The 20,598-nt window shown below is 49.0% G+C and carries 20 protein-coding genes; 5 read left to right on the forward strand and 15 right to left on the reverse strand.

Translation table 11 applies throughout. The annotated features are described in order from the left end of the window. The 4 genes from ABY802_RS05475 to ABY802_RS05490 form a co-directional block, all read left to right on the forward strand. Positions 1–1,037: hydrolase (locus ABY802_RS05475; protein WP_372626007.1), on the forward strand; the 1,037-nt coding region annotated here is incomplete at its 5' end. Next, positions 1,034–1,264 carry a YheU family protein gene (locus ABY802_RS05480; protein WP_372626009.1) on the forward strand — a complete coding sequence of 77 codons (231 nt, stop codon included), beginning with the start codon at positions 1,034–1,036 and terminating at the stop codon, positions 1,262–1,264. The genes ABY802_RS05475 and ABY802_RS05480, both read left to right, overlap by 4 nt. A gap of 109 nt (positions 1,265–1,373) precedes the next feature. Continuing rightward, positions 1,374–3,224, forward strand: a complete 1,851-nt coding sequence (locus ABY802_RS05485) for a choice-of-anchor I family protein (RefSeq protein ID WP_372626010.1) — start codon at positions 1,374–1,376, stop codon at positions 3,222–3,224. Positions 3,225–3,332: 108 nt separating this feature from the next. Next, complete coding sequence (locus ABY802_RS05490; RefSeq protein WP_372626011.1) at positions 3,333–4,355, forward strand: CNNM domain-containing protein; 1,023 nt, start codon at positions 3,333–3,335, stop codon at positions 4,353–4,355. Between the two features lie 68 nt (positions 4,356–4,423). On the opposite strand, the gene ABY802_RS05495 is transcribed toward ABY802_RS05490, so the two are convergent. The 4 genes from ABY802_RS05495 to nudE all read right to left on the reverse strand — a co-directional run bounded on the left by ABY802_RS05495 (position 4,424) and on the right by nudE (position 9,483). After that, positions 4,424–6,043: a methyl-accepting chemotaxis protein gene (locus tag ABY802_RS05495; RefSeq protein WP_372626012.1), complete on the reverse strand. Its 1,620-nt coding sequence runs from the start codon at positions 6,041–6,043 to the stop codon at positions 4,424–4,426. 231 nt (positions 6,044–6,274) lie between these two features. Beyond that, positions 6,275–7,873 (reverse strand): phosphoenolpyruvate carboxykinase (ATP), encoded by a 1,599-nt coding sequence (gene pckA, locus ABY802_RS05500; RefSeq protein WP_372626013.1) that lies wholly within the window; start codon positions 7,871–7,873, stop codon positions 6,275–6,277. A 214-nt stretch (positions 7,874–8,087) separates the two neighbouring features. Then, positions 8,088–8,918 (reverse strand): 3'(2'),5'-bisphosphate nucleotidase CysQ, encoded by an 831-nt coding sequence (gene cysQ / locus ABY802_RS05505; RefSeq protein WP_372626014.1) that lies wholly within the window; start codon positions 8,916–8,918, stop codon positions 8,088–8,090. Continuing rightward, positions 8,896–9,483: an ADP compounds hydrolase NudE gene (gene nudE, locus ABY802_RS05510; RefSeq protein ID WP_372626015.1), complete on the reverse strand. Its 588-nt coding sequence runs from the start codon at positions 9,481–9,483 to the stop codon at positions 8,896–8,898. Before nudE ends, cysQ begins: the two co-directional genes overlap by 23 nt. A 59-nt stretch (positions 9,484–9,542) precedes the next feature. Between nudE and yrfG the strand changes: the two genes are divergently transcribed. Beyond that, complete coding sequence (gene yrfG / locus ABY802_RS05515) at positions 9,543–10,232, forward strand: GMP/IMP nucleotidase (RefSeq protein ID WP_372626016.1); 690 nt, start codon at positions 9,543–9,545, stop codon at positions 10,230–10,232. A 23-nt stretch (positions 10,233–10,255) separates the two neighbouring features. Here yrfG and ABY802_RS05520 read toward each other — a convergent pair whose 3' ends face one another. Genes ABY802_RS05520 through gspD form a run of 11 tightly spaced genes read right to left on the reverse strand, consistent with a single transcriptional unit; the run spans position 10,256 to position 20,598 of the window. Then, positions 10,256–10,999 carry a type II secretion system protein N gene (locus ABY802_RS05520; protein ID WP_372626017.1) on the reverse strand — a complete coding sequence of 248 codons (744 nt, stop codon included), beginning with the start codon at positions 10,997–10,999 and terminating at the stop codon, positions 10,256–10,258. Between the two features lies 1 nt (position 11,000). Next, positions 11,001–11,471, reverse strand: a complete 471-nt coding sequence (gspM, locus tag ABY802_RS05525; RefSeq protein WP_372626018.1) for a type II secretion system protein GspM — start codon at positions 11,469–11,471, stop codon at positions 11,001–11,003. After that, the gene (gene gspL / locus ABY802_RS05530; RefSeq protein WP_372626019.1) at positions 11,468–12,658 is read right to left on the reverse strand and encodes a type II secretion system protein GspL; all 1,191 of its coding nucleotides are present in this window, start codon (positions 12,656–12,658) and stop codon (positions 11,468–11,470) included. The genes gspM and gspL overlap by 4 nt, the downstream gene beginning before the upstream one ends. Then, positions 12,655–13,641 carry a type II secretion system minor pseudopilin GspK gene (gspK, locus tag ABY802_RS05535; RefSeq protein ID WP_372626020.1) on the reverse strand — a complete coding sequence of 329 codons (987 nt, stop codon included), beginning with the start codon at positions 13,639–13,641 and terminating at the stop codon, positions 12,655–12,657. Before gspK ends, gspL begins: the two co-directional genes overlap by 4 nt. After that, positions 13,641–14,363 carry a type II secretion system minor pseudopilin GspJ gene (gene gspJ, locus ABY802_RS05540; RefSeq protein ID WP_372626021.1) on the reverse strand — a complete coding sequence of 241 codons (723 nt, stop codon included), beginning with the start codon at positions 14,361–14,363 and terminating at the stop codon, positions 13,641–13,643. The genes gspK and gspJ overlap by 1 nt, the downstream gene beginning before the upstream one ends. Next, positions 14,356–14,724 (reverse strand): type II secretion system minor pseudopilin GspI, encoded by a 369-nt coding sequence (gspI, locus tag ABY802_RS05545; RefSeq protein ID WP_372626022.1) that lies wholly within the window; start codon positions 14,722–14,724, stop codon positions 14,356–14,358. Before gspI ends, gspJ begins: the two co-directional genes overlap by 8 nt. Then, positions 14,724–15,311 carry a type II secretion system minor pseudopilin GspH gene (gspH, locus tag ABY802_RS05550; protein ID WP_372626023.1) on the reverse strand — a complete coding sequence of 196 codons (588 nt, stop codon included), beginning with the start codon at positions 15,309–15,311 and terminating at the stop codon, positions 14,724–14,726. The genes gspI and gspH overlap by 1 nt, the downstream gene beginning before the upstream one ends. Continuing rightward, entirely contained in the window at positions 15,311–15,754 is a 444-nt protein-coding gene (gene gspG, locus ABY802_RS05555; protein WP_372626025.1) for a type II secretion system major pseudopilin GspG, read from the reverse strand. The genes gspH and gspG overlap by 1 nt, the downstream gene beginning before the upstream one ends. Position 15,755: 1 nt before the next feature. After that, a complete protein-coding gene (gene gspF / locus ABY802_RS05560) occupies positions 15,756–16,976 on the reverse strand; it encodes a type II secretion system inner membrane protein GspF (RefSeq protein ID WP_372626026.1) in 1,221 nt (406 codons plus the stop codon). Next, entirely contained in the window at positions 16,976–18,484 is a 1,509-nt protein-coding gene (gspE, locus tag ABY802_RS05565) for a type II secretion system ATPase GspE (RefSeq protein ID WP_372626027.1), read from the reverse strand. The genes gspF and gspE overlap by 1 nt, the downstream gene beginning before the upstream one ends. Continuing rightward, positions 18,484–20,598, reverse strand: coding sequence for a type II secretion system secretin GspD (gene gspD, locus ABY802_RS05570; protein WP_372626028.1), 2,115 nt, complete (start codon positions 20,596–20,598; stop codon positions 18,484–18,486). Before gspD ends, gspE begins: the two co-directional genes overlap by 1 nt.

The following is a 20,598-nucleotide window of genomic DNA, read 5'->3' on the forward strand; positions in this document are numbered from 1 at the left end:
AAAATTTAAACCATTGTTTATCAGGATACATACATTTGCAAGCTCAGCTCAGACCAGTTGTTCATCCACCGTTTCAGCCAGCCTGGTGGTTAAAGCATGCCCACCTGCAAACGATATTTGCCAAGTATTTAAGCCCTAAGCAGCAGCTAACTACCGAAGCCGAGATATTCAGCCTGCCAGATGGTGATGAGCTGCAGCTAAACTGGTTGCACTGTGCAAGCGCCAGCGATAACACGCCACTGCTTATTTTATTGCATGGCCTGGCCGGAGATATTAACAGCCATTATATTCAGGCGATGCTGGCACAGTGCCGTACGCTTAACTGGTCGGCCGTATTGCTGCATTTTCGCGGTTGCAACGGTAAACCCAATAAACTACCCAGGGCTTACCATAGTGGCGATACCGCTGATGCCGCATTGGTAATAAAAGATATAAAGCAGCGTTATCCGAAGCGGCCTTTGGTCGCGGTTGGTTATTCGCTGGGTGGCAACGTATTGCTCAAATATTGCGGTGAGCAAGCAGCACAAAATCCTTTAGCGGCAGCCGTTGCAGTCTGCCCGCCATTGTCATTAGCGGCCTGCGCCAAGCGCATTAACACCGGCAGCAGCAAGCTGTATCAGCGTTATCTGCTGGGCCGGTTAAAACGCAGTACTTTGTTAAAATTGCAGCAATTTAATGATTTCCCGCTGCCCTTAACGCCTGAACAGATCCAGGGTTTTGCCAGTATTGAACAGTTCGATGAGTACTTTACGGCGCCTATTCATGGGTTTAAAAATGCCCAGGACTATTATCAGCGCGCCAGCGGCATGGCATTTTTACGTCACATTCAGATCCCAACCTTAATTATTCATGCCAAAGACGACCCTTTCTTGAGCGATGAAGTCATTCCAAAAACTGACGAGCTAAGCAGCCATATTCATTATGAGCTAACCAGTGGCGGCGGACATGTTGGTTTTGTTTATGGCAGTGTGCTAAAACCACAGTTCTGGCTCAATCAGCGTATTCCCGCCTTTATTAAACAACAGTTGCACTTATGATTATTCCCTACACCGATATTGCTGAGGATACCCTAAATAATTTGATCGAATATTATGTGCTGCGCGAAGGTACCGACTATGGCGAGCAGGAAGTATCCCTTCCAGAAAAAGTGGCGGCCGTTAAACGCCAGCTAAGAAACGGCGAAGTGGTAATTGTGTATTCAGAGTTACATGAAACCGTCAACCTGATGCCAAAGCAACTTTTTATCCAGCAACACGCTGGATAAAAGTTGCCGTCATAAAAAGATCATCTTGTTTTCATGCCACTGTCACCAGCCATGCTGAAACTGACTCATTAGTTATTTAACTTTTAACAATGAAATCAGGGACATCAGCATGTTAAAACGCTCATTACTTACGCTTAGTATTATTACTATAATGTCGGGTTGTACACTGGATGGCGACGATGGTGCCGTTGGGGCTGCAGGCCCGGCCGGTCCGGTTGGTGAATCAGGCCAAGCCGGTCAGCCCGGTAAAAACCTGCCACGCGCACTAAATATAGAAGTGGTAGGCCGCTTTAATACTGGTATTTATGGTAAGTCAGCTGCCGAAATCGTCCAGTTTCACAAAACATCAAACTCCGCTTTTGCCATCAACTCTGCCGATAACCAGATTGAGGTTATCAATTTAACCAATTTACCAATAACGGCTGTGGGCAATGGCATTACCGATGATAGCCTCAGCTCCGTTCCGTTCACTTTTGCTGATACCGTTACGGTTAAAGATGCTACCGGTGCCGATATTGATGTGTTACTGGGCGAAGCCAATTCGATAGCAATTTATGGAGATTTACTGGCGATTGCGCTCGCCGCGCCAGTCAAAACCAACAACGGTGTCGTATTATTTTATACCCTGAACGCGATGGGCGAAGGCAGTTTTATTAAAGCAGTGAGTGTCGGTGCCTTACCTGACATGCTGACTTTTACTCCAGATGGTAGCAAGGTACTGGTAGCTAATGAAGGCGAACCCGATACCGATTACATGTTTGATCCGGAAGGTAGCATTTCCGTGATTAATTTTGCTGATGGAGTTCCGGCAGATCTTGCCACCACTGTTAATTTAACGACAGACATGGTGTTCAGCTCTGACTTAGTCTCTGCCAGCGACTTCGACACTGACGTCAAACGTCGGGCATTATTGCAAGCTGCTGGGGTTAAATTCGCCGGCCCGGCAGGCACCACCGTTGCCCAGGATTTAGAACCTGAGTACATCACTGTCGCAGCAGATAGCAAAAAAGCCTGGGTATCGCTGCAAGAAGCAAACGCTATTGGTATTATCGACCTCGAGGCAATGACCATTGAAGTAAAAGCCTTGGGTTTTAAAGACTGGGGCCAATATTTGATTGATTATACCAATAAAGACGAAGTCGCTTCATTTGCTAAACTGCCCAACGTTTACGGAATGTACCAGCCTGACAGTATTGCCTCGTACCAGTGGAACGGCGCCACCTTTATTGTATCTGCCAACGAAGGTGACTCTCGCGATTGGGATGCCTACTCCGAAGATATTCGTGCTGCCGACATTATTGACCCGGATGAATTGAATAAAACGTTCAATACTGAGTTGCAGGCGTTATATGACACTACCGGCGGCGATGATGGCTTGGGCCGCTTAAAGGTCTCTGCCGCAATGGTCGATCCTGATAACGACGGCGTGGTAACGAAGCTTTATAGCTACGGTGCGCGTTCTTTCTCTATCTGGGATCAGAACATTAATATGGTTTATGATTCAGGTGACGATTTTGGCCGGATCTCTGCTGCGATATTAGGGAATAACTTTAACAGTGCTCATACTGAAAACAAGGGTGATAACCGCTCTGACGACAAAGGTGGCGAACCCGAAGCCATTGATGTTGGTAACATTGAAGGCCGCACTTACGCATTTATTGCTCAGGAGCGCTCTGGCGATCTATTCATCTATGATGTGACCAACCCGTTTCAGGCTGCATTTGTTAGTCACTATATTAACCGTGACTTTAGCACCGAATTTGAACTGGATGACGATTTAGCTAACCCATGCGACCCGACCGAGGGCTTGGACTGCACCGAGGTACCCCTTACCGGCGACCTTGGTCCGGAGAGCATTAAGTTTGTATCGGCAAGCGACAGTCCGAATAGTAACCCCTTACTGATTATCGGTAACGAAGTAAGTGGCAGTGTGACGGTTTATCAGGTTACCGAATTATAACTTCAGCAGTGAACTTGAGCGAGTTAGCACAATGCTGACTCGCTTTTTTGTATCACCCATTTTATACTGCCGCCTTGGATTCAAAGTGGAGTGTTGTAACCAACCTGTATGAGCCTGTTAATTGCGTTTGCAGTTCTATCTATCGCGGTATCGTTTATTTGCTCCATTCTGGAAGCGGCATTACTATCGGTAACCCCAAGTTATATTGCCCAGCAAAAAGTACAAAATCCTAATCTTTATCAAAAACTTAAAGTATTAAAAGATAAAATTGATCAGCCCTTGGCGGCTATTTTGACCCTGAATACCGTTGCTCACACCGTTGGCGCTACAGGCGTAGGTGCCCAGGTGACGCTGGTGTTTGGTGATGGCTATCTGGGTATCGCCTCTGCCGTGATGACCCTGCTTATTCTGGTATTGTCTGAAATTATCCCGAAAACCATTGGTGCCCGTTACTGGCCGGCGCTGGCGCCCATTCTGCCTTTCACCCTGAAAATTATGATCACTGTACTGCGGCCCTTTATCTGGCTGTCGGACCAATTAATGAAGCTATTCGGTGGCACCAATCACGAACCTGATTTGCGCCAGGAGATTAAAGCGCTTACCGTGCTGGGCCGGGAAATGAATAAACTGGATGAGGATGAACAGCGCGTTATTGCCAATATTCTCGATCTGCATGACTTTAAAGTACGCGATATTATGACCCCGCGCACCGTTTGTGAAAGTGCCAGTCCGGACGAGCCGTTAGCAGAGTTTACCGAACGGGTAAAAGTAGGACAATTCTCACGTTACCCAGTACTGGATAAAGACGAGTCGCCACTGGGTATTGTGTTTCGCTATGACCTGTTAAATATTACAGACCAGCAGGTCGTGGCGGATATCATGAAACCGGTTAAGGTTATCTCCGATAAAATGAACGCCGAGCATTTAATGACTCAGCTGATGCATGAACGCCAGCATATGTGTCTGGTGTACGACGAGTACGGCAGCTGGCTGGGCCTGGTTACCATGGAAGATGTTATCGAAACCATTATTGGCCAACCGATAATGGATGAAACCGATGACATTCCGAATATGCGCCGCTTTGCCAAACGTCGCTGGGAACATCGTTTAAAAAATCTTTCGGATGATTAACTAACATCAGTAAAACAGGCCGCAATTGCGGCCTGTTTTACTTATCTTAATACCTCACCCTTTGACATCTAAACCTTAAACTTACTGACCAGCTCATTCAGTTCAACTGCCAGGCGGGTTAACTCACTGGCACTGGCGCTGGTCTGGCTGGAGCCATCCGCTGTTTGTGAGGCTAAATCACTGATGGTGACAATATTGCGGTCAATTTCACGCGCGACTTTTGATTGCTCTTCGGCCGCTCCGGCGATGACATGGTTTTGATCGCTAATGGCGGAAATATTCTCAGCAATCAGCTCCAGCGCATCTGCCGCTGACTTTGCTACGCTTTGTGCATTGTCTGCATTGCCACTGATTAACTGCATCGCATCAACGGCCTCCTTCGCGGAAGATTGAACCTGCTGAATCATTTGTTCAATTTCGCCGGTAGAGGTTTGCGTCCGGTAAGCCAGACTGCGCACTTCATCCGCCACCACTGCAAAACCCCGACCGGCTTCACCGGCCCGTGCTGCTTCAATGGCCGCGTTCAGCGCCAGTAAATTGGTTTGATCAGCCACGCTGCGGATCACTTCCAACACCTGATTAATTGACGAGACTTTTTCTGCCAGGGTATTAATCACCTGTGTACTCTGGCGCACTTCAGCATTCATTTTTTCAATTACTTTGCTGGTTTGCACCACTTTCTGAGTACCATCTCTGGCCAATCCGGCAGACTGTGATGACGCTTCAGAGGTTTTTAATGCCGTGCCCGCAACTTCGTCGACCGCCGAGCTCATTTCAGTAATAGCCGTTGCCGCTTGCTGCACTTCATCGTTCTGAAGCAGCAGTGCTTTGGCCGACTCATCTGTCACCACATTTAGCTCTTCAGCTGCAGAGGCCAGTTGGTTTGATGAGCTGGCAATATGGCCAATGGCATCTCGCAGCTTTCGCTGCATTTGCTGCAATGCCTGCGATAACTCAGTTAGCTCATCACTGCCATCCACCGAAACGTGCTGGGTAAGATCGCCATCAGCAATAAATCGTGCTGAGGCAACGGAATGAGACAACGGCACACTGATACTTCGTGAAATTAAAAATGATACTGTCATAGCAATTGCTAAAACGACAATAATTATGATTATTGCTGCTACTTTGGTGGCCGCAAAGGTGTCTATAGCCGAGGCGCGCGCTTCTCTGGCGGCTTGTTCGTTAATATCTTTTAGTTTAACTAACGATTGAGCTATTTCATCAGCTACCGGATTCATCTGATCTAATAAATCCTGTGCCGCACCCAACTCCTCCTTACGCAAAAAGTCTAAAGCGACATCCTGAAGATCAAAGTATTGTTTTCTTGCGGCAAGATATTTATCGAAAATTATCTGTTCTGCTGGGTCAAATATTGTTTCTTCATAGGGCTTTTCAGTACTTACAATTTCTTCTCTAAGTTTTTGGATACTTTCGAAGGTGCCCTCCTCCTCACGGATATCAATTGCCAACATTAGCCGTAACGTTAACGCTCTGTTCCGATTTATATCAGTGCCCAGAGTACCTATGCCAGACAAGCCTGATACAACTGTAGTTTCAACGAAATTAGCCTGAGCCCGTACCTCAGACAAACTCCGTAAACTGAATATACCGCTAATGGCCATAAGCAGCGCTAAAGAACCAAAGGCTACCAGTAATCGTTTTTGAATTGATATAGACCGCAACATCTGTCACCCCAGTGTGTGCTGAATTACATAATTAACACCCGCATATAGCAGGCAGAGCGAATAAGTTAACTTCTAAACCTGTTTACCATACTTTTCCTTAACTCTAGGCAATATATATTCTTTTGCACCTGATTTAACGGAATATTATAGAAAAAACGATTAAGTTGCTAACCCACATAAAATAAAATAGGCCGCAAAAGCGGCCTGTTTTATACTATCCAACCAATAGAATTACAGTTGCGGGCCAGCGGCCACTAACGCCTTGCCTTCGGCGTTATCGGTAAACTTGGTAAAGTTATCAACAAAACGCTTGGCTAAGTCTGTTGCTTTGGTTTCCCAGTCTGCCGGGTTACTATAAGTCGCGCGTGGGTCCAGAATCCCCTCTTCTACATCGTGCAACTGCGTTGGCATCGCCAGGTTAAAGTAGGGCAACTGCACAAATTCAGCATTCTCAATGCTGCCATCTAAAATAGCATCGATAATGGCACGGGTAGCCTTAATGGAGATACGCTTGCCAGTACCGTTCCAGCCGGTATTGACCAGATAGGCTTCGGCACCTGAATCTGCCATGCGCTTACCCAACACTTCAGCATATTTCGTTGGGTGCAGGCTTAAAAAGGCCGCGCCAAAACAGCTGGAAAAAGTAGGAGTTGGCTCAGTAATGCCGCGCTCGGTGCCGGCCAGTTTGGCAGTAAAACCTGATAAAAAGTGATACTTGGCCTGCTCTTTAGTCAGTTTTGATACCGGCGGCAACACGCCAAAGGCATCCGCGGTTAAGAAAATAACTTTCTTTGCGTGGCCTGCTTTAGATACCGGTGTGACAATGTTGTCGATATGGTAGATGGGGTAGGACACCCGGGTATTTTCGGTTTTCGAACCATCGTCAAAGTCGATAGAACCGTCATTGGCTACGCTAACGTTTTCCAACAGTGCATCGCGGCGAATGGCCTGGTAAATATCTGGCTCGTTTTCCTGCGACAAATTGATGGTTTTTGCATAGCAGCCACCTTCAAAATTGAATACGCCGTCATCATCCCAACCGTGTTCATCATCACCAATCAGCTGCCGCTTAGGATCGGTAGATAAGGTTGTTTTGCCGGTGCCAGATAAGCCGAAAAATACTGCAACATCACCTGCTTTACCCACGTTGGCCGAGCAATGCATGGAAGCAATTCCCTGCAGCGGTAAAAAGTAGTTCATCATTGAGAACATACCTTTTTTCATTTCGCCGCCGTACCAGGTACCGCCAATTAACTGAATACGCTCTGTCAGGTTAAAGGCCACAAAATTCTCTGAATTTAAGCCCTGTTGCTGCCAGTTTGGATTGGTACACTTAGCACCGTTCATAACGATAAAGTCTGGCTTATAGCTTTTCAGTTCTTCATCACTGGGCCGGATAAACATGTTTTTTACAAAATGTGCCTGCCACGCGACTTCGGTAATAAAGCGCACTGCTAACCGGGTATCAGCATTAGCACCGCAGTAGGTATCAACGACGAATAAACGCTTGCCAGAAAGCTGACGGGTTACCAGTGACTTTAAGTCAGTCCATACTTCAGTGCTGATGGGCTTATTGTCGTTTTTACCTTGATCTGACCACCACACCGTATTGCGGGTAGTATCGTCACGAACAATATATTTGTCTTTAGGTGAGCGGCCGGTGAAGATACCGGTATCAACCGAAACCGCGCCCAGTTTGGTCAGTTTGCCTTGTTCATAACCTTGCAGATCGCTGCGGGTTTCTTCCGCAAACAGTAAATCGTACGATGGGTTATAAACGATTTCCGTGACATCTGTAATGCCGTATTGGCCCAGATCCAGATCGGACATGATGTAACTCCTAAGGGTACTGTAGGTAAGGGTGCAGTCTCTAGCGGACTTATTAATTATGTTATTTTTTGCGCAAAAGCCTGGTTTTTGCGCAAAAAATACTTCGGTATCTTAGCGTTTCGACGGCAAAAAAGATAGTTGTGAATACGGCAATAATCGTAGAAAACCACGCCAGGCTTGGCCTATAGCAAAGTTATGCAAAATAAATGGCTGTTTATGACAAAAGTGGCCTGGTAGTTGGTTTGGCTTGAATAAGTTCCCGCCACGGCAGCTGGGCCTGGCCTATCACCATAAAATCGGGGTTTGCCAGAGTTTCCCGCTGATTGTAACTCAACGGGGAAAACTGACTATCGAGAATTTTTCCGCCCGCTTCTTCCACGATAATATGCACCGCGCCGGTATCCCATTCACCGGTAGGACCTAACCTTAGATAGCAGTCGGCTTTACCTTCTGCCACCAGGCAACTTTTCAGCGAGCAACTGCCCAGCGGGATGTATTCAACACTCTGGCGCTCACTTAGCAAAGCGATGATAGGTTGTAATGGCTGACGCCGGCTTATCGCAATACGCAGCACTTCACCTTGTTGGTGCTGATGCACCTGCATCCGGTTAATTAAATTGCGCTGTTGTTTAAATGAGCCATGGCCTCGGGTGGCGTAGTATAAAATATCTTCTTTTGGCCAGTAAATTACCCCCAGGGCGGGCCAGCCGTGTTCAACTAACGCAATGCTTACGGCAAAATCGCCACTGCGGGCGACAAACTCCTGCGTGCCATCCATTGGGTCAATTAACCAATAGCGCGGCCAATGCTGACGCTGCGCCAGGGGAATTATGGTAGTTTCTTCAGAAATTATCGGAATATCCGGCGTCAAGTCTGACAAGCGGGAAATAATTAAGGCGTTGGCAGCAAGGTCGGCAGTAGTTACCGGGCTGGTGTCGGCTTTCATTTCCGCAACAAAGTCACCACTTTGATACAGCTGCCATAAATGCTGGCCGGCTTCACGGGCGGTCTGTTTTACACTCTCAAGCAGTTTGCTTAAAAACATCCGGGTTTGCTTCCAGGTATTGCTGTGCCAGTAACAGGGCAGCGACGCTCCGTGCTTCGGTAAAATCGACTTGCTGCAATAACAGGTCACTGTTACCGCGCGCCCAACTGATTAACTCAAGCGGTTCGGGTTCGTCACCTTCTTGTTGCTCAGGATACAAATCGAACGCCAGAACTATATGCATTGTAGCATTAAAATATCCCGGAGCGAGCGCCAGAGACTTTAATGTAATAAAACGGCCTGCACCAAAGCCAATTTCTTCTTTGAGCTCCCGGTTGGCAGCTGCCAGCACATCTTCCCCTGGGTCAATCAGCCCTTTGGGGAAACCGAGCTGATAATCATGGGTACCAGCACTGTACTCACGGATCAGATAAAAGTGTTCAGGATCCGGACAGGCTACGATCATTACCGCACCGCGACCAGAACCGCGCATCCGCTCGTAAGTCCGCTCTGCACCATTGCTAAAGCGTAACTGCAACTGCTCTATTTTAAACAGTCTGCTTTGGGCGACGATTTCCTGTGCCAGAATTTCCGGTACTTGTTTGTTTGGGTGGCGCTGCGTCATGACCTGGCCTCTGTTACAATCTACTGCGGCTACTATAAAACGAATGACAGGAAAAACCTATGCTGGACTGGTCACAAATTGATACCGTATTGCTGGACATGGATGGTACCTTACTAGACTTACATTTTGACAACCACTTCTGGCTGGAACATTTGCCAAAACGCTGGGCCGAGATTAGTGGTATCAGTCTGGCAGACGCTAAAGCACAGTTACAAAGCGAATACGCAGAACTTAACGGTAAGCTGCAGTGGTACTGTCTGGATTATTGGGGAGAACGGTTGCAACTGCCAATTACTGAGCTGAAACGTGAAGTGATGGACAAAATTCAGATGCGCCCCGACGTTCCAGCGTTTTTAACCGCGCTCAAGCAATCCGGTCGCGAGGTAGTGCTGGTGACCAATGCACACCCTGACAGCCTATCGCTGAAACTGGAACGTACCGATTTAGCTAAATATATCGACACTCTTATTTCTACCCACGAATTTGGCGTAACCAAAGAGAGTTGGGCACTGTGGCAAAAGCTGCAACAACGGCTTGGCTTTAATAATGACACCACCTTATTTGTCGATGACAGCCTGCCCATTCTGACCGCCGCCCAAAACTTCGGCATTCAACATTTGCTGGCAGTGGCTAATCCGGATAGTCAGCAGCAAACCAGAATCATTACCGAGTTTCCGGCGATCACTGACTACACGCCGCTACTACAAGATATTCTGGCTAACTCAAAACTGCGCCAAACTGCCGGGTAAGGCATTCTATCCTCTTAGCTGAATTAGAACTTTATGGTGTAGCGACCCTGCGCATCGGCCCGGCCAACAAACTGCATCGCCTGATGCACTTCGCTGGGCAGGCTGGGGTCGGGTTTTAAACTGCCATTTACCGTTAGTCTGCTGTTTTCGACGCCCGCGGTGACGGCCAGGCCGAGGCTGTTTTCACCATCGGTTATCAGCACAGGGCTGCCTTGCTCACAGCGCAAGTCGGCGACAATACTGTTTAGCTCAAGCCAGGTTCCGGTAGGGGGTTGCAACCGCGCATCCAGCCAACTGGCGTTCCCGGCAAGGCTGTTGCACCAGGGCTTACCTTGCTGGAAGTCCTGCACCTCAACCATCAACTCGCCCGTCGCTGCCACCGGCAACGGCAGCTCCAGTAATGGTAACAGCTGACTAACCGGTATACGCAGCAACGCTTGCTGCACTTGCAGGCCACTAAAGCTATACGCCAGACTGGCTTGTGCATAGGGGTGGTCACGCTCGCCAATACTACCGGCGGTCACCGTCACTTGTGGTGCTAATCTAAATAACGACCAGCCATTAAAATGCCAGCGTAATTGTTGAAACTGCAAATTCTGGTATTGCGCTATGCTTGCTGAACCCTGCCATGCCGTGCCTTGTACCGGGCCAAGTTTAACATTAGGCGGCAGCCCAACCCAATGCAGCACCCAGGCTGCAGGCAGCAAATACAACATAAAAACCAGATAAGCGAGAAATGCTGTTAGCGATAATTTCCAATACTTCATATTATTCGATTACCATCCGTCGTACCCTTACAATGCCGCTGCTATCGGTATTGGCGATATCCAGACTGACCAGCTTTACACCATTATTATTTTGTAATTGCGCCACCCATCGTAACAGCTGTTCAAAGGGCACATCTTCTAATACCAGTTGCAACTGATCATTTTGCGGCTGCATCCGGCTTACCCGGATATTGTAGGTACGTGAGCTGTTACTGACTATCTGAGCCAGACTGCCGCCAACCCGTCCCTGGCTGGTATTGGCCTGCTGTAATTGAGGCAGCGCCTGCTGAAATTTCAGCAACTGCATCTGCGCCTGATGTAAAGCGCTTTGCTTGCTGCTATAACCTTGCTGCAAAGGTTGCCAGATAAACCAGTACAGCGCGCCGATACTCAGCACTACCGCTGCGATACTCAGCAGCTGTTGCTCGCGAGCCGCTAATCCAGTCCACCAGGTTTGTATTTGCTGCTTCATGTTCTGCTCCGCATTACTACAGTGCCTTGTACCCGGGCACCATCATTGCTTAAGGCGCCCTGCTCAATTTCATAACCGGCACTTTCCAGCGCAGTTTTTAAACGTTCAAAATTCTGAAAACCACCGGCATTTGCTGAAAAACGTAATTCAGTGCGGGTAGCATCAAACCGTAAAGTATCTATTTTTATATCACCAACTTCTGCTAATTGTCGTTGCAGTGCATCTAACAGGGTTAAAAAATTAACCGTTTCACCGCCTAAACCTGCCGCTGCCAGCTTTTGCTCAATCTGCCGCGACAAATTGACAATGGTTTCGCCGGGAAACGCTTGTTGGTAACCACTCAGGCTTTGCTGTTGTACCTGGGTTAGCTGTCTGTCCAGTTGCCAGATAGAAAACCCCTGCACCACTAAATAAGTTACCAGACAAATTACACCCAGCACGGCACTGCTCCGCCATTGCTGCCAGTGTTTGTTGGTTTGTCGTTTCGGGGCATAGGGCCCTTGCAGCAAGGTAAAACTGATATGCGGCAGCTGGCGGGCCAATAACACCAGTGGCAGCTCTGGCTCCATACTTTGCTGGGATTGCATAATATCGTGCGGCCACGGACTATAGCTGGCAATATTGGGCAAGGCAGCTAATGCCAGATACTGAGGCCACCAGCTATTATCGATGGCGCTCGCCTGCCAGGGCCCCTGTTTTATCAGCCATTGGTTATTCAGTTCAATACAGGCAGGCAAAGGATTATCAGGTAACAACAAGGCATCAGGCAGCATCCGCACCACATTAAAACCCGCGTCCTGCAACCAGCTTAGCCAACCGTCCATTCGCTCACGTTGCACTACGGCAACCTGTTGCTGATACTGGCCCTCTTGCTGCTCTAATGCGCCAAGCGCCAGCCAAAGCTGATCAATATCTTCAGCTTGCTCATCTTCGAGCATAAAGGGTAAAGCCTGCAGAATTTGTCGGGTGGGCCGGGTGGGCAAATTAACCTGCTTTAATACCACATCTGATGCGGGCACCAAGGCAATAACCGGCCGGCTGCCAACACGTTCGGCCAGTTCGCTCAGCTGATCGGCATTGGCCACTTCACCAGAGGCAATCACTTCGCTATTGTGGCTGGCAAAGACCAGCCAGCTTATCGTCTGCTCAGCCCGGCTTCCTAACCGGATAATTAACTGTTCACTCACCCCTGGCCTCCAAATCGCCGGGCCAATACCCTGACTGTATTTTCATCATCAACTCTGAATATCGACGTTAGCACGAAACCACTTTCCAGATAAGAAGTAGTGGCGAGTAACTGAAAGTAACTGGATTTTACCGTTAATAAGGCTTTGACGTCATCTGCCATTTCAATTCCTGCCAGCTGCGGCAAAGCCAGCAACTCATCAATACTGTTAAAGCCATTCTCTGGCCTTTCCGCGATCATATCTATAGCGTCGGCTTCGGTAAGCTCAGGCACAAGCGCCGCCAGTAATATTGCGGTGTCTTCAGTCAGCGTATTAACATTAAGCTGGTACTGGCTATTTTCCGGAACCACGCATACATAAGGTAACAACATTTGCAGATCGGCCGGGGTAATATCCAGGATCTGGCGCAGTTCACTGACCGACACCATTAATGAGTTCGCGGTATAATAGGGAAACTGCAAGGCTGCATAATCGTCTTCTTCAGCGCTGCCAGCGGTGCTCAGTAAACTGTCTTCGTCCATCCAGTCATGTACTCTTGCCATCAAATATTCTGCCGGCATCGATAAGTCTGTCGCGGCAAGCTCCAGCAATCGGGTAAAGCTGCGCTGCGCTGCGGTCTGCTCAATACGACCAGAGGGGCCGCGCTGGCCCGCCTGCTGCAACGCATTCAGATTAAAGCAGGCTTGCAAATCCGAGATCTCACCAGCGATATTGCCATCAGTGACCACAAAGCTGGCACCACTTTGGGCCCAGTCCTGTTGCAGGTTAACGGTCTCCTGGCCACTTAAGCTGCGACTTAGTAACACCCTGGCAAAGTTTTCAGCACCCATCGCATACCAGAATGCCTGTTGTTGCTGTTGTAAGTTTTGCTGGCGTTGTAACTGTAACTGCAGCCGTCCGGTCATGTTTACTGCGATAACAACGACGATAGCCACAATCATTAATACAGTGATAAGCGCTGCCCCGCGCTGTGAGCGGCCCATTAACGCTGCTCTCGTCTTTGGTTATTAGGCTGCCCGGGGTTAGTGGGGTTAGCCGGCCTGTCGCGCTCGTTATTCTGCGGGTTGGCTCCACCCGGATTTGCCGCACTCACACTGCGCTGCACCACCATACCGGCGGGCAGGCTGAAAATGCGCTCTATTTCGCCCAGGTATTCATGGGTCAGGGTAATTTTAACAGCCTTGGGCATAACATTGCTCTGCCATTTCTCCAGCCATTCTTCGCCTTGTAAATAGCTAACGCTAAATGCGGTCAGATTCTGTTGCAGTACCTGCACCAGCGGCTCACTGCCTGCTACGGCATCTGGGTACAAGCTGAACAGCCGTTGCAGTTCGCCCTGCTCCAGCCGATACGCGACCAGTTGCACTTCGCCTCGTGGCAGAATGTACCCTGGATTACGCCAGCCCTGACGGGTAAAGCTCAAACCATGATCTTCGCTTTCCAGTAAATATTGCTCACCATATAACCTGTAGTCGACCGGTGCTTCGCCATCAAGCCTGACATAACGGGTACTTATTTGCATAAAATCACGCTCCAGCATCAACATAGTGCGCTGCAGTTGCTGGATCCGGCCGGTTGCTTCCTGGGACAGCTCATCGCTGTTTGTAACACTGGTTAAAACAGCGACAGATGCCAACCCCACCATGGCAAAAATAGCGGTCGCCAGCAGCATCTCAATAAACGTAAAGCCCTGTTGTTTAACCACTGGGTTTACCTATAAAGGTTGTCAGTTGCAGCAAGACATCGTCCGGCTGCTCTGCCAGGCTTACACTCACTACCACCTGTCGCAGGTCGGCATCAGGCACAGTTGTGGCCCGCTGGCGCCACAGCCACTGCCGGTTCGCCATGTCAACTTCACCTTGTAATAGCTCGCGCGGTGGCCAGTTTGGCTCTATCATCGCCAGTTGTAATTGATTATTCGCTACATAACCGGCGATGGTTAATTCTTCGATCTGACTTAATGCCCGGATATGGCCTGAGCTGGCTTGCATAATCGCCAGACCAGCGGTAGCAAATATGGCCATTGCTACCAACAGTTCCAGCAAGGTAAAACCACGGTTATTCATCAGCGCACCGTGACAACGTCAGAACGACTAAGCGGAATGGTGAAATCGGTGCCAACCGTCTGGCTAACCTGCTCCAGCCGCTCACCTAACTGAAACATTAACCGAAACGGACTGATTTCACCGGACGATAAAATAAACACCTGAGGCAATACCGGGGGTTGTTCGTTGTCAGCATCATCAAAATCATCCTGATCCTGCCAGTTTAGCTGACTTAACAGGCTCAGCTCAGCCCCAGGCAGGCCTTCAAGTTCCAGTTGCAACCGGATATCCTCTGCCAACTCATATTGCTCAGCGGCTTTTGGCTCATCGGCCTGCAGCCATTTCTCGCCATCAAAGTAGACAAAGCTGTAGCTTCCTTCCTGTAGCACCAGACCCCATTCCTGCTGTTTTAACATCGCTGTTTCGGCAACAAACTGAAAAACCTGCTGAAACCGCTCGGTTTCTTTTTGCAAACGTTGCTCGGGTGAGTCACCGCTGAAATTAACCACCACAGTAGTCGCCAACAAACCGATTATTAGCAACACCAGCATCACCTCTAACAAGGTAAAGCCAGGTTGCTTTAAGCGCGTTAATGGCTTAGCGGCCATTAATTATTACTACGATCGGCTTCATCCAGGTTCCAGTTACCAATATCATCATCAGTACCGGCGACCCGATCCGGCCCTTTACTATAAACATCTATCCGGCCCAGCTGTCCGGGGCTAACCATAATATATTCTTCACCCCAGGGATCTTTTGGCAGGCGGCGAATAAACCCTCCCTCAGGAAATGACCGTGGCGCTGGCTGCGACGTCGGAGCCGTAACTAAAGACCCTATACCTTGTTCTGTGGTGGGATAAAAACCGTTGCGCAAGCGATACATATCCAGGGCACTTTCCAGCTGCTGAATATCAACCACCACTTTCTGTTTGGCTGCCTGCTCCTGATTACCCATTAAATTAGGTACCACCATGCTGGCAATAATGCCCAGAATAACAATAACCACCATCACTTCCAGCAAGGTAAAACCTTTTTGTATCTGCCTTAACATGTTATCCACCTACCATATTATTTAACGCTAAAATTGGCTGTAATATCGCCATCACAATAAAAAGCACCATGCCAGCCATCACAGAGACCAGCACCGGTTCAAACACTTTTAAAGACACCGTTACCAATGTCTCGAATTCCTTGTCCTGAGAATTAGCGGCCCGTTCCAGCATGCTGTCCAGCTGGCCACTTTTCTCGCCACTGGCAATCATATGCAACATCATGGGCGGAAACATTTTCGTTTGCTCTAGGGCATTACGCAGCGAGGTCCCCTCCCTCACCCGGCCGGTTGCATCCGCCACAGCTTCTTTCATATAGCTGTTACCAAGGACATCCGCACTTATCCGCATCGCTTCTAACAGCGGTACTGAGCTGGCATTAAGAATACTTAAGGTGCGGGCGAAACGAGCGGTGTTGAGTCCGCGGCTGACCTTGCCAAACATGCCAAGATGCAGGGTAAAGCGGTCCCAGCGGTATTTAAGCTCAGGTTTACGCAACGCCCGCTGCCAGAACACCGCCCCCAGCATTAAAGCCACTAATACTAAGATGCCGTAGTTGCGAATAAAATCACTGGCAGCAATTAAAAATAAGGTCGTACCGGGCAATGACTGGCCCATATGTTCAAACTGCCCAACAATTTTCGGCACCACTGCGGCTAATAAAATGCTAATTACCAGCACCGCAAAAAACGTTAAAATTATCGGGTACAATAACGCCTGTAGGATCTGACTACGCATATGTTGACGCTGCTCGGTGTAATCGGCCAACCGGTTCAGCACCTGCTCTAAATGACCTGATTTTTCGCCTGCCGCGACCATCGATCGAAACAAATGATCAAACACGTGTGGAAACTCTGCCAGCCCTTCGGCCAGCGTGTAGCCTTCCACCACCTTGGAACGCACTGCCATCATCATATTTTGTAAACGGGGCTTTTCACATTGCTCCGCTACTGCCAGCAAGGCGCTCTCAATCGGCAAGGCGGCCTCGACCAGAGTGGCGAGTTGGCGGGTCAGTAATGCCAGCTCAGACGCTGAAATCTTGCGGCTTAACCATTTACGGCCGGACGCTACCAGCTTTTCCTGTTGTGACGCCAACTCCACACTTAGCGGCTGCAGCTTTTGCTCACGCAGCAGCTGCCGGGCGTGGCGGGCGTTGTCCGCTTCCAGCACCCCTTTATTTTTTTTACCGCGTAAATCCAGCGCCTGGTATTCAAATGCGGCCATTACACATCCTCACGGGTAACCCGCAATACCTCTTCCAGCGTGGTTTCGCCAGCCAGAACTTTGCTGAAGCCATCGACCCGGATACTGGGGCAATGTGCCCGAGCATATTTTTCGATAGACTGCTCGCCTTTACCGTTGTGGATCATCTCGCGAATGGTTTCATCCACCTGCAGCAGCTCGTGAATACCAGTACGGCCACGGTAGCCAGTGAAATTGCAATGCTCACACCCTTTTGCCCGGTAAATGTGCTGGCCTTCTTTTTTACCGACCCCAAGCAAATTACGCTCTTCTTTATCCGGTTCGTGCAGTTCTTTACAATGGCTGCAAAGGGTGCGCACCAGACGCTGGGCCAAAACACCGAGCAAACTGGAAGATAACAAAAACGCTTCAACACCCATGTCTTCTAAGCGGGTAATGGCGCCTGCTGCTGTGTTGGTGTGCAGGGTAGACAATACTAAATGGCCCGTTAAGCTGGCCTGGACAGCTATTTGTGCGGTTTCCAGATCGCGAATTTCACCGACCATCACCACATCCGGGTCCTGCCGCAGTATCGCCCTTAAACCACGGGCAAAGGTCATATTCACCTTGGTATTGACCTGGGTTTGTCCCACGCCTTCAAGTTCATATTCTATCGGGTCTTCGACGGTGAGAATGTTGCGGTCTTTGGTATTAATTTCGGTTAACCCGGCATACAACGTAGTACTTTTACCGGAACCGGTTGGCCCGGTAACCAGAATAATGCCATGGGGTTTTAGAATAAGTTTGGAAAACGCCTGTTGCACGGCCAGGGTCATGCCTAAATCGGCCAGGTTCAGGTGCGAGTTGTTTTTATCCAGCAAACGTAACACGACCCGCTCGCCATGGCTTGATGGCATGGTCGACACCCGCACATCCACCGCCCGTCCGGCAATTCTTAAACTGATACGACCGTCCTGCGGCACCCGTTTCTCCGCAATGTCCATTTTCGACATCACTTTAATCCGTGATACCAGCAAGCTGGACAGTCGGCGGTTAGGGCGCAATACCTCGCGCAGTAAACCATCCACCCTGAATCGGATAATCAGGGCTTTTTCAAAGGTTTCAATATGAATATCAGAAGCGCCCAGTTTAATTGCTTCACCGAGCATGGCGTTAATCAGTTTTATGATCGGTGCGTCATCTTCATTTTCCAGCAGGTCTTCCGTTTCCGGAATATCATCTGCCAGAGAAGCCAGGTTAACTTCATTGCCAATGTCTTCCATCAACTGCTGTGCTTCAGAAGAGTCGCGCTGATAACTGGCTTCGAGCAAAGCTTCAAACTCTGGCGCCGACAGAGATTTCACGGTAAAGCCCTCCGCCAGCAGGCGTCGCACTTCTAACACCGATTCCGGTCGGGTGGTCGGTTGCACATACAATAGCCAGCCGCTTGGCTGCTGTTGCAGTAATACGCCATGGCGCTTGGCAAAACTGAACGGCAGCCGGATTCGGCTGCTCACCGGTTTAACTTCTTCTGCTACCAGGCTTTCCATCAGTCACGCGTTCCGGTTGCAGGCTGCGACTCTGCCGGTTTCTGTTGCTGTTCTTCCATATAGCGGTCAAACGTCGGCGGCAGTACCAGTGAGTCATCCCATTCAGGCAACACCACTTGTTTAGTATTGGGCATCAACCGGATACCCTCTTCATCGCGTAATAATTGCTCGGCGCGAATATGGTTGTATTTCGCTTTGGAAATACCGGAAATCGCTGAGCCTTCGCGCACAATAGTCGCTTTAATAAACACCATCAAATTACGCTTTTGCTTGGTTACGCTGGTCGATTTAAATAAATGCCCCAGAAACGGAATATCGCCCAGCAGCGGCACTTTAGACTCGCTTTCCTGCACATCTTCATCAATTAATCCACCCAGCACTACGGTTGCACCGTCATCGGTTATTACCGTGGTCTTAATTTCGCGTTTATTGATAGTGATATCTACCGCAGTAGCGCCGCCAATGCTCGACACTTCCTGCTCAATGGTCAGTTGTACCGCGTTACCTTCGTTAATTTGTGGGGTAACCTTAAGTTTAATACCCACTTCCTGGCGCTGAACCTGCTGAAACGGATTCGTGTTGTTGGCACCGGTGGTTGAGCCGGTAATAACAGGGACTTCCTGGCCGACTAAAAAGAAGGCTTCCTGGTTATCCATGGTAGTAATATGCGGCGTGGCCAGCACATTTGAGTTGGTGCTGGTGCGCACGGCCTGCAAAATAGCAGCCCAATCGCCTTGAACAAAACCCAATAAGGCACCATTTAACCCCTGTAACGCTGTCGCAAGTCCGGAATAATCGCGATTGGAGTCCGGAGTTCGTGTTGTGGTTGAACCGCCACTTGGATTAGCAACAGTTTGTTCTGTACCTCGGGTAATTTGCGAGGCCTGAACAGCGCCAGCTGCCACGCCAATTATCGGAATAGTATTACCGCTACTAAAATTAGTGCCACCGGCATTGGCGTTAATCCACTGCACACCAAAATCGGTACCATCGCCTTCAAATACTTCAACAATAATCGCTTCTACCAGCACCTGCGCGCGACGAATATCCAGCTGGCGGATCACATCTTCTAACGAGCGCATCATATCTGGCTGCGCGGTAACTACTAAAGAATTACTGTCAGCATGCGCTTCGATACTGATTTCACGGCCAGAGCCTTGAGTCCGCCGGGCGCCCTGTGCGCCTGCCGCCCCGGTAGCGCCCTGTACTTCGGCAACAATAGACTCGCTTACCCCTTTTAATACCGGTACCAACTCTTCGGCCTTGGCGTATTTTAAATAATAGACCCGGGTGTTACCGCTGGTTTTCAGCTCAGCATCTAACCGCTTTGCCAATTCAATCACCCGCTGCCGGGCCTGTAATTCGCCGCTGACAATAACACTGTTGGTACGCTCGTCAGCGACAATTTTCGGGATCAGAAAATCAGGTTGCTCAGCCCGGCCCTGGCTTTTATAAATACTTTCCAGAATGCGGACAATCTCACCGGCTGAAGCAAATTCGAGCTTCAGAATTTCTAACTCCTGATCACCGGCTTTATCTACCCGCTGGATAATATCAACAATCCGGTTTACTACTGCTGCTGGCCCGGTCATCATAATAACGTTGGACGGGTCGTAGTTAACTACGTGGCCACCACCGGCCTGATTACTAAACTGACGCAGTAATGGTGCGAGTTCACGCACCGAAACGTTTCGAACCTGCACCACCCGGGTTACCATTTCATCACCGTATCCGGGGTCATCATCGCCTACCACCGGAATATTAGAGGTTTTGGCATCTTTATTACGTACTACTTTTAAAATGCCACTTTCCATTTCCACTACGGCGAAGCTGTATACCTCTAACACGTTTAAGAAAAACTGGTAGTACTGTTCTTCGTTCAGCATTTCATAACTGCGGACATTAATCCGACCCCGTACCTGGGGATCGACAATAATGGTTTTTTTCAGGTTCATACCCACGATATTGATAAATTCGTTGATATCTGTACCTTTAAAATTAGGTGAATACTGCACTTGTTCAGTATCAGCCAGTGCCGCAAAACTTAACAACGCACCTGCCAGTAAACCAGCTAATGTACGCCCTGAACCCCTGAAAAAACCACCTGATATCAT

Origin of the sequence: Arsukibacterium sp. (assembly GCF_041616895.1) — a bacterium.
Taxonomy (GTDB): Bacteria; Pseudomonadota; Gammaproteobacteria; order Enterobacterales; family Alteromonadaceae; genus Alishewanella.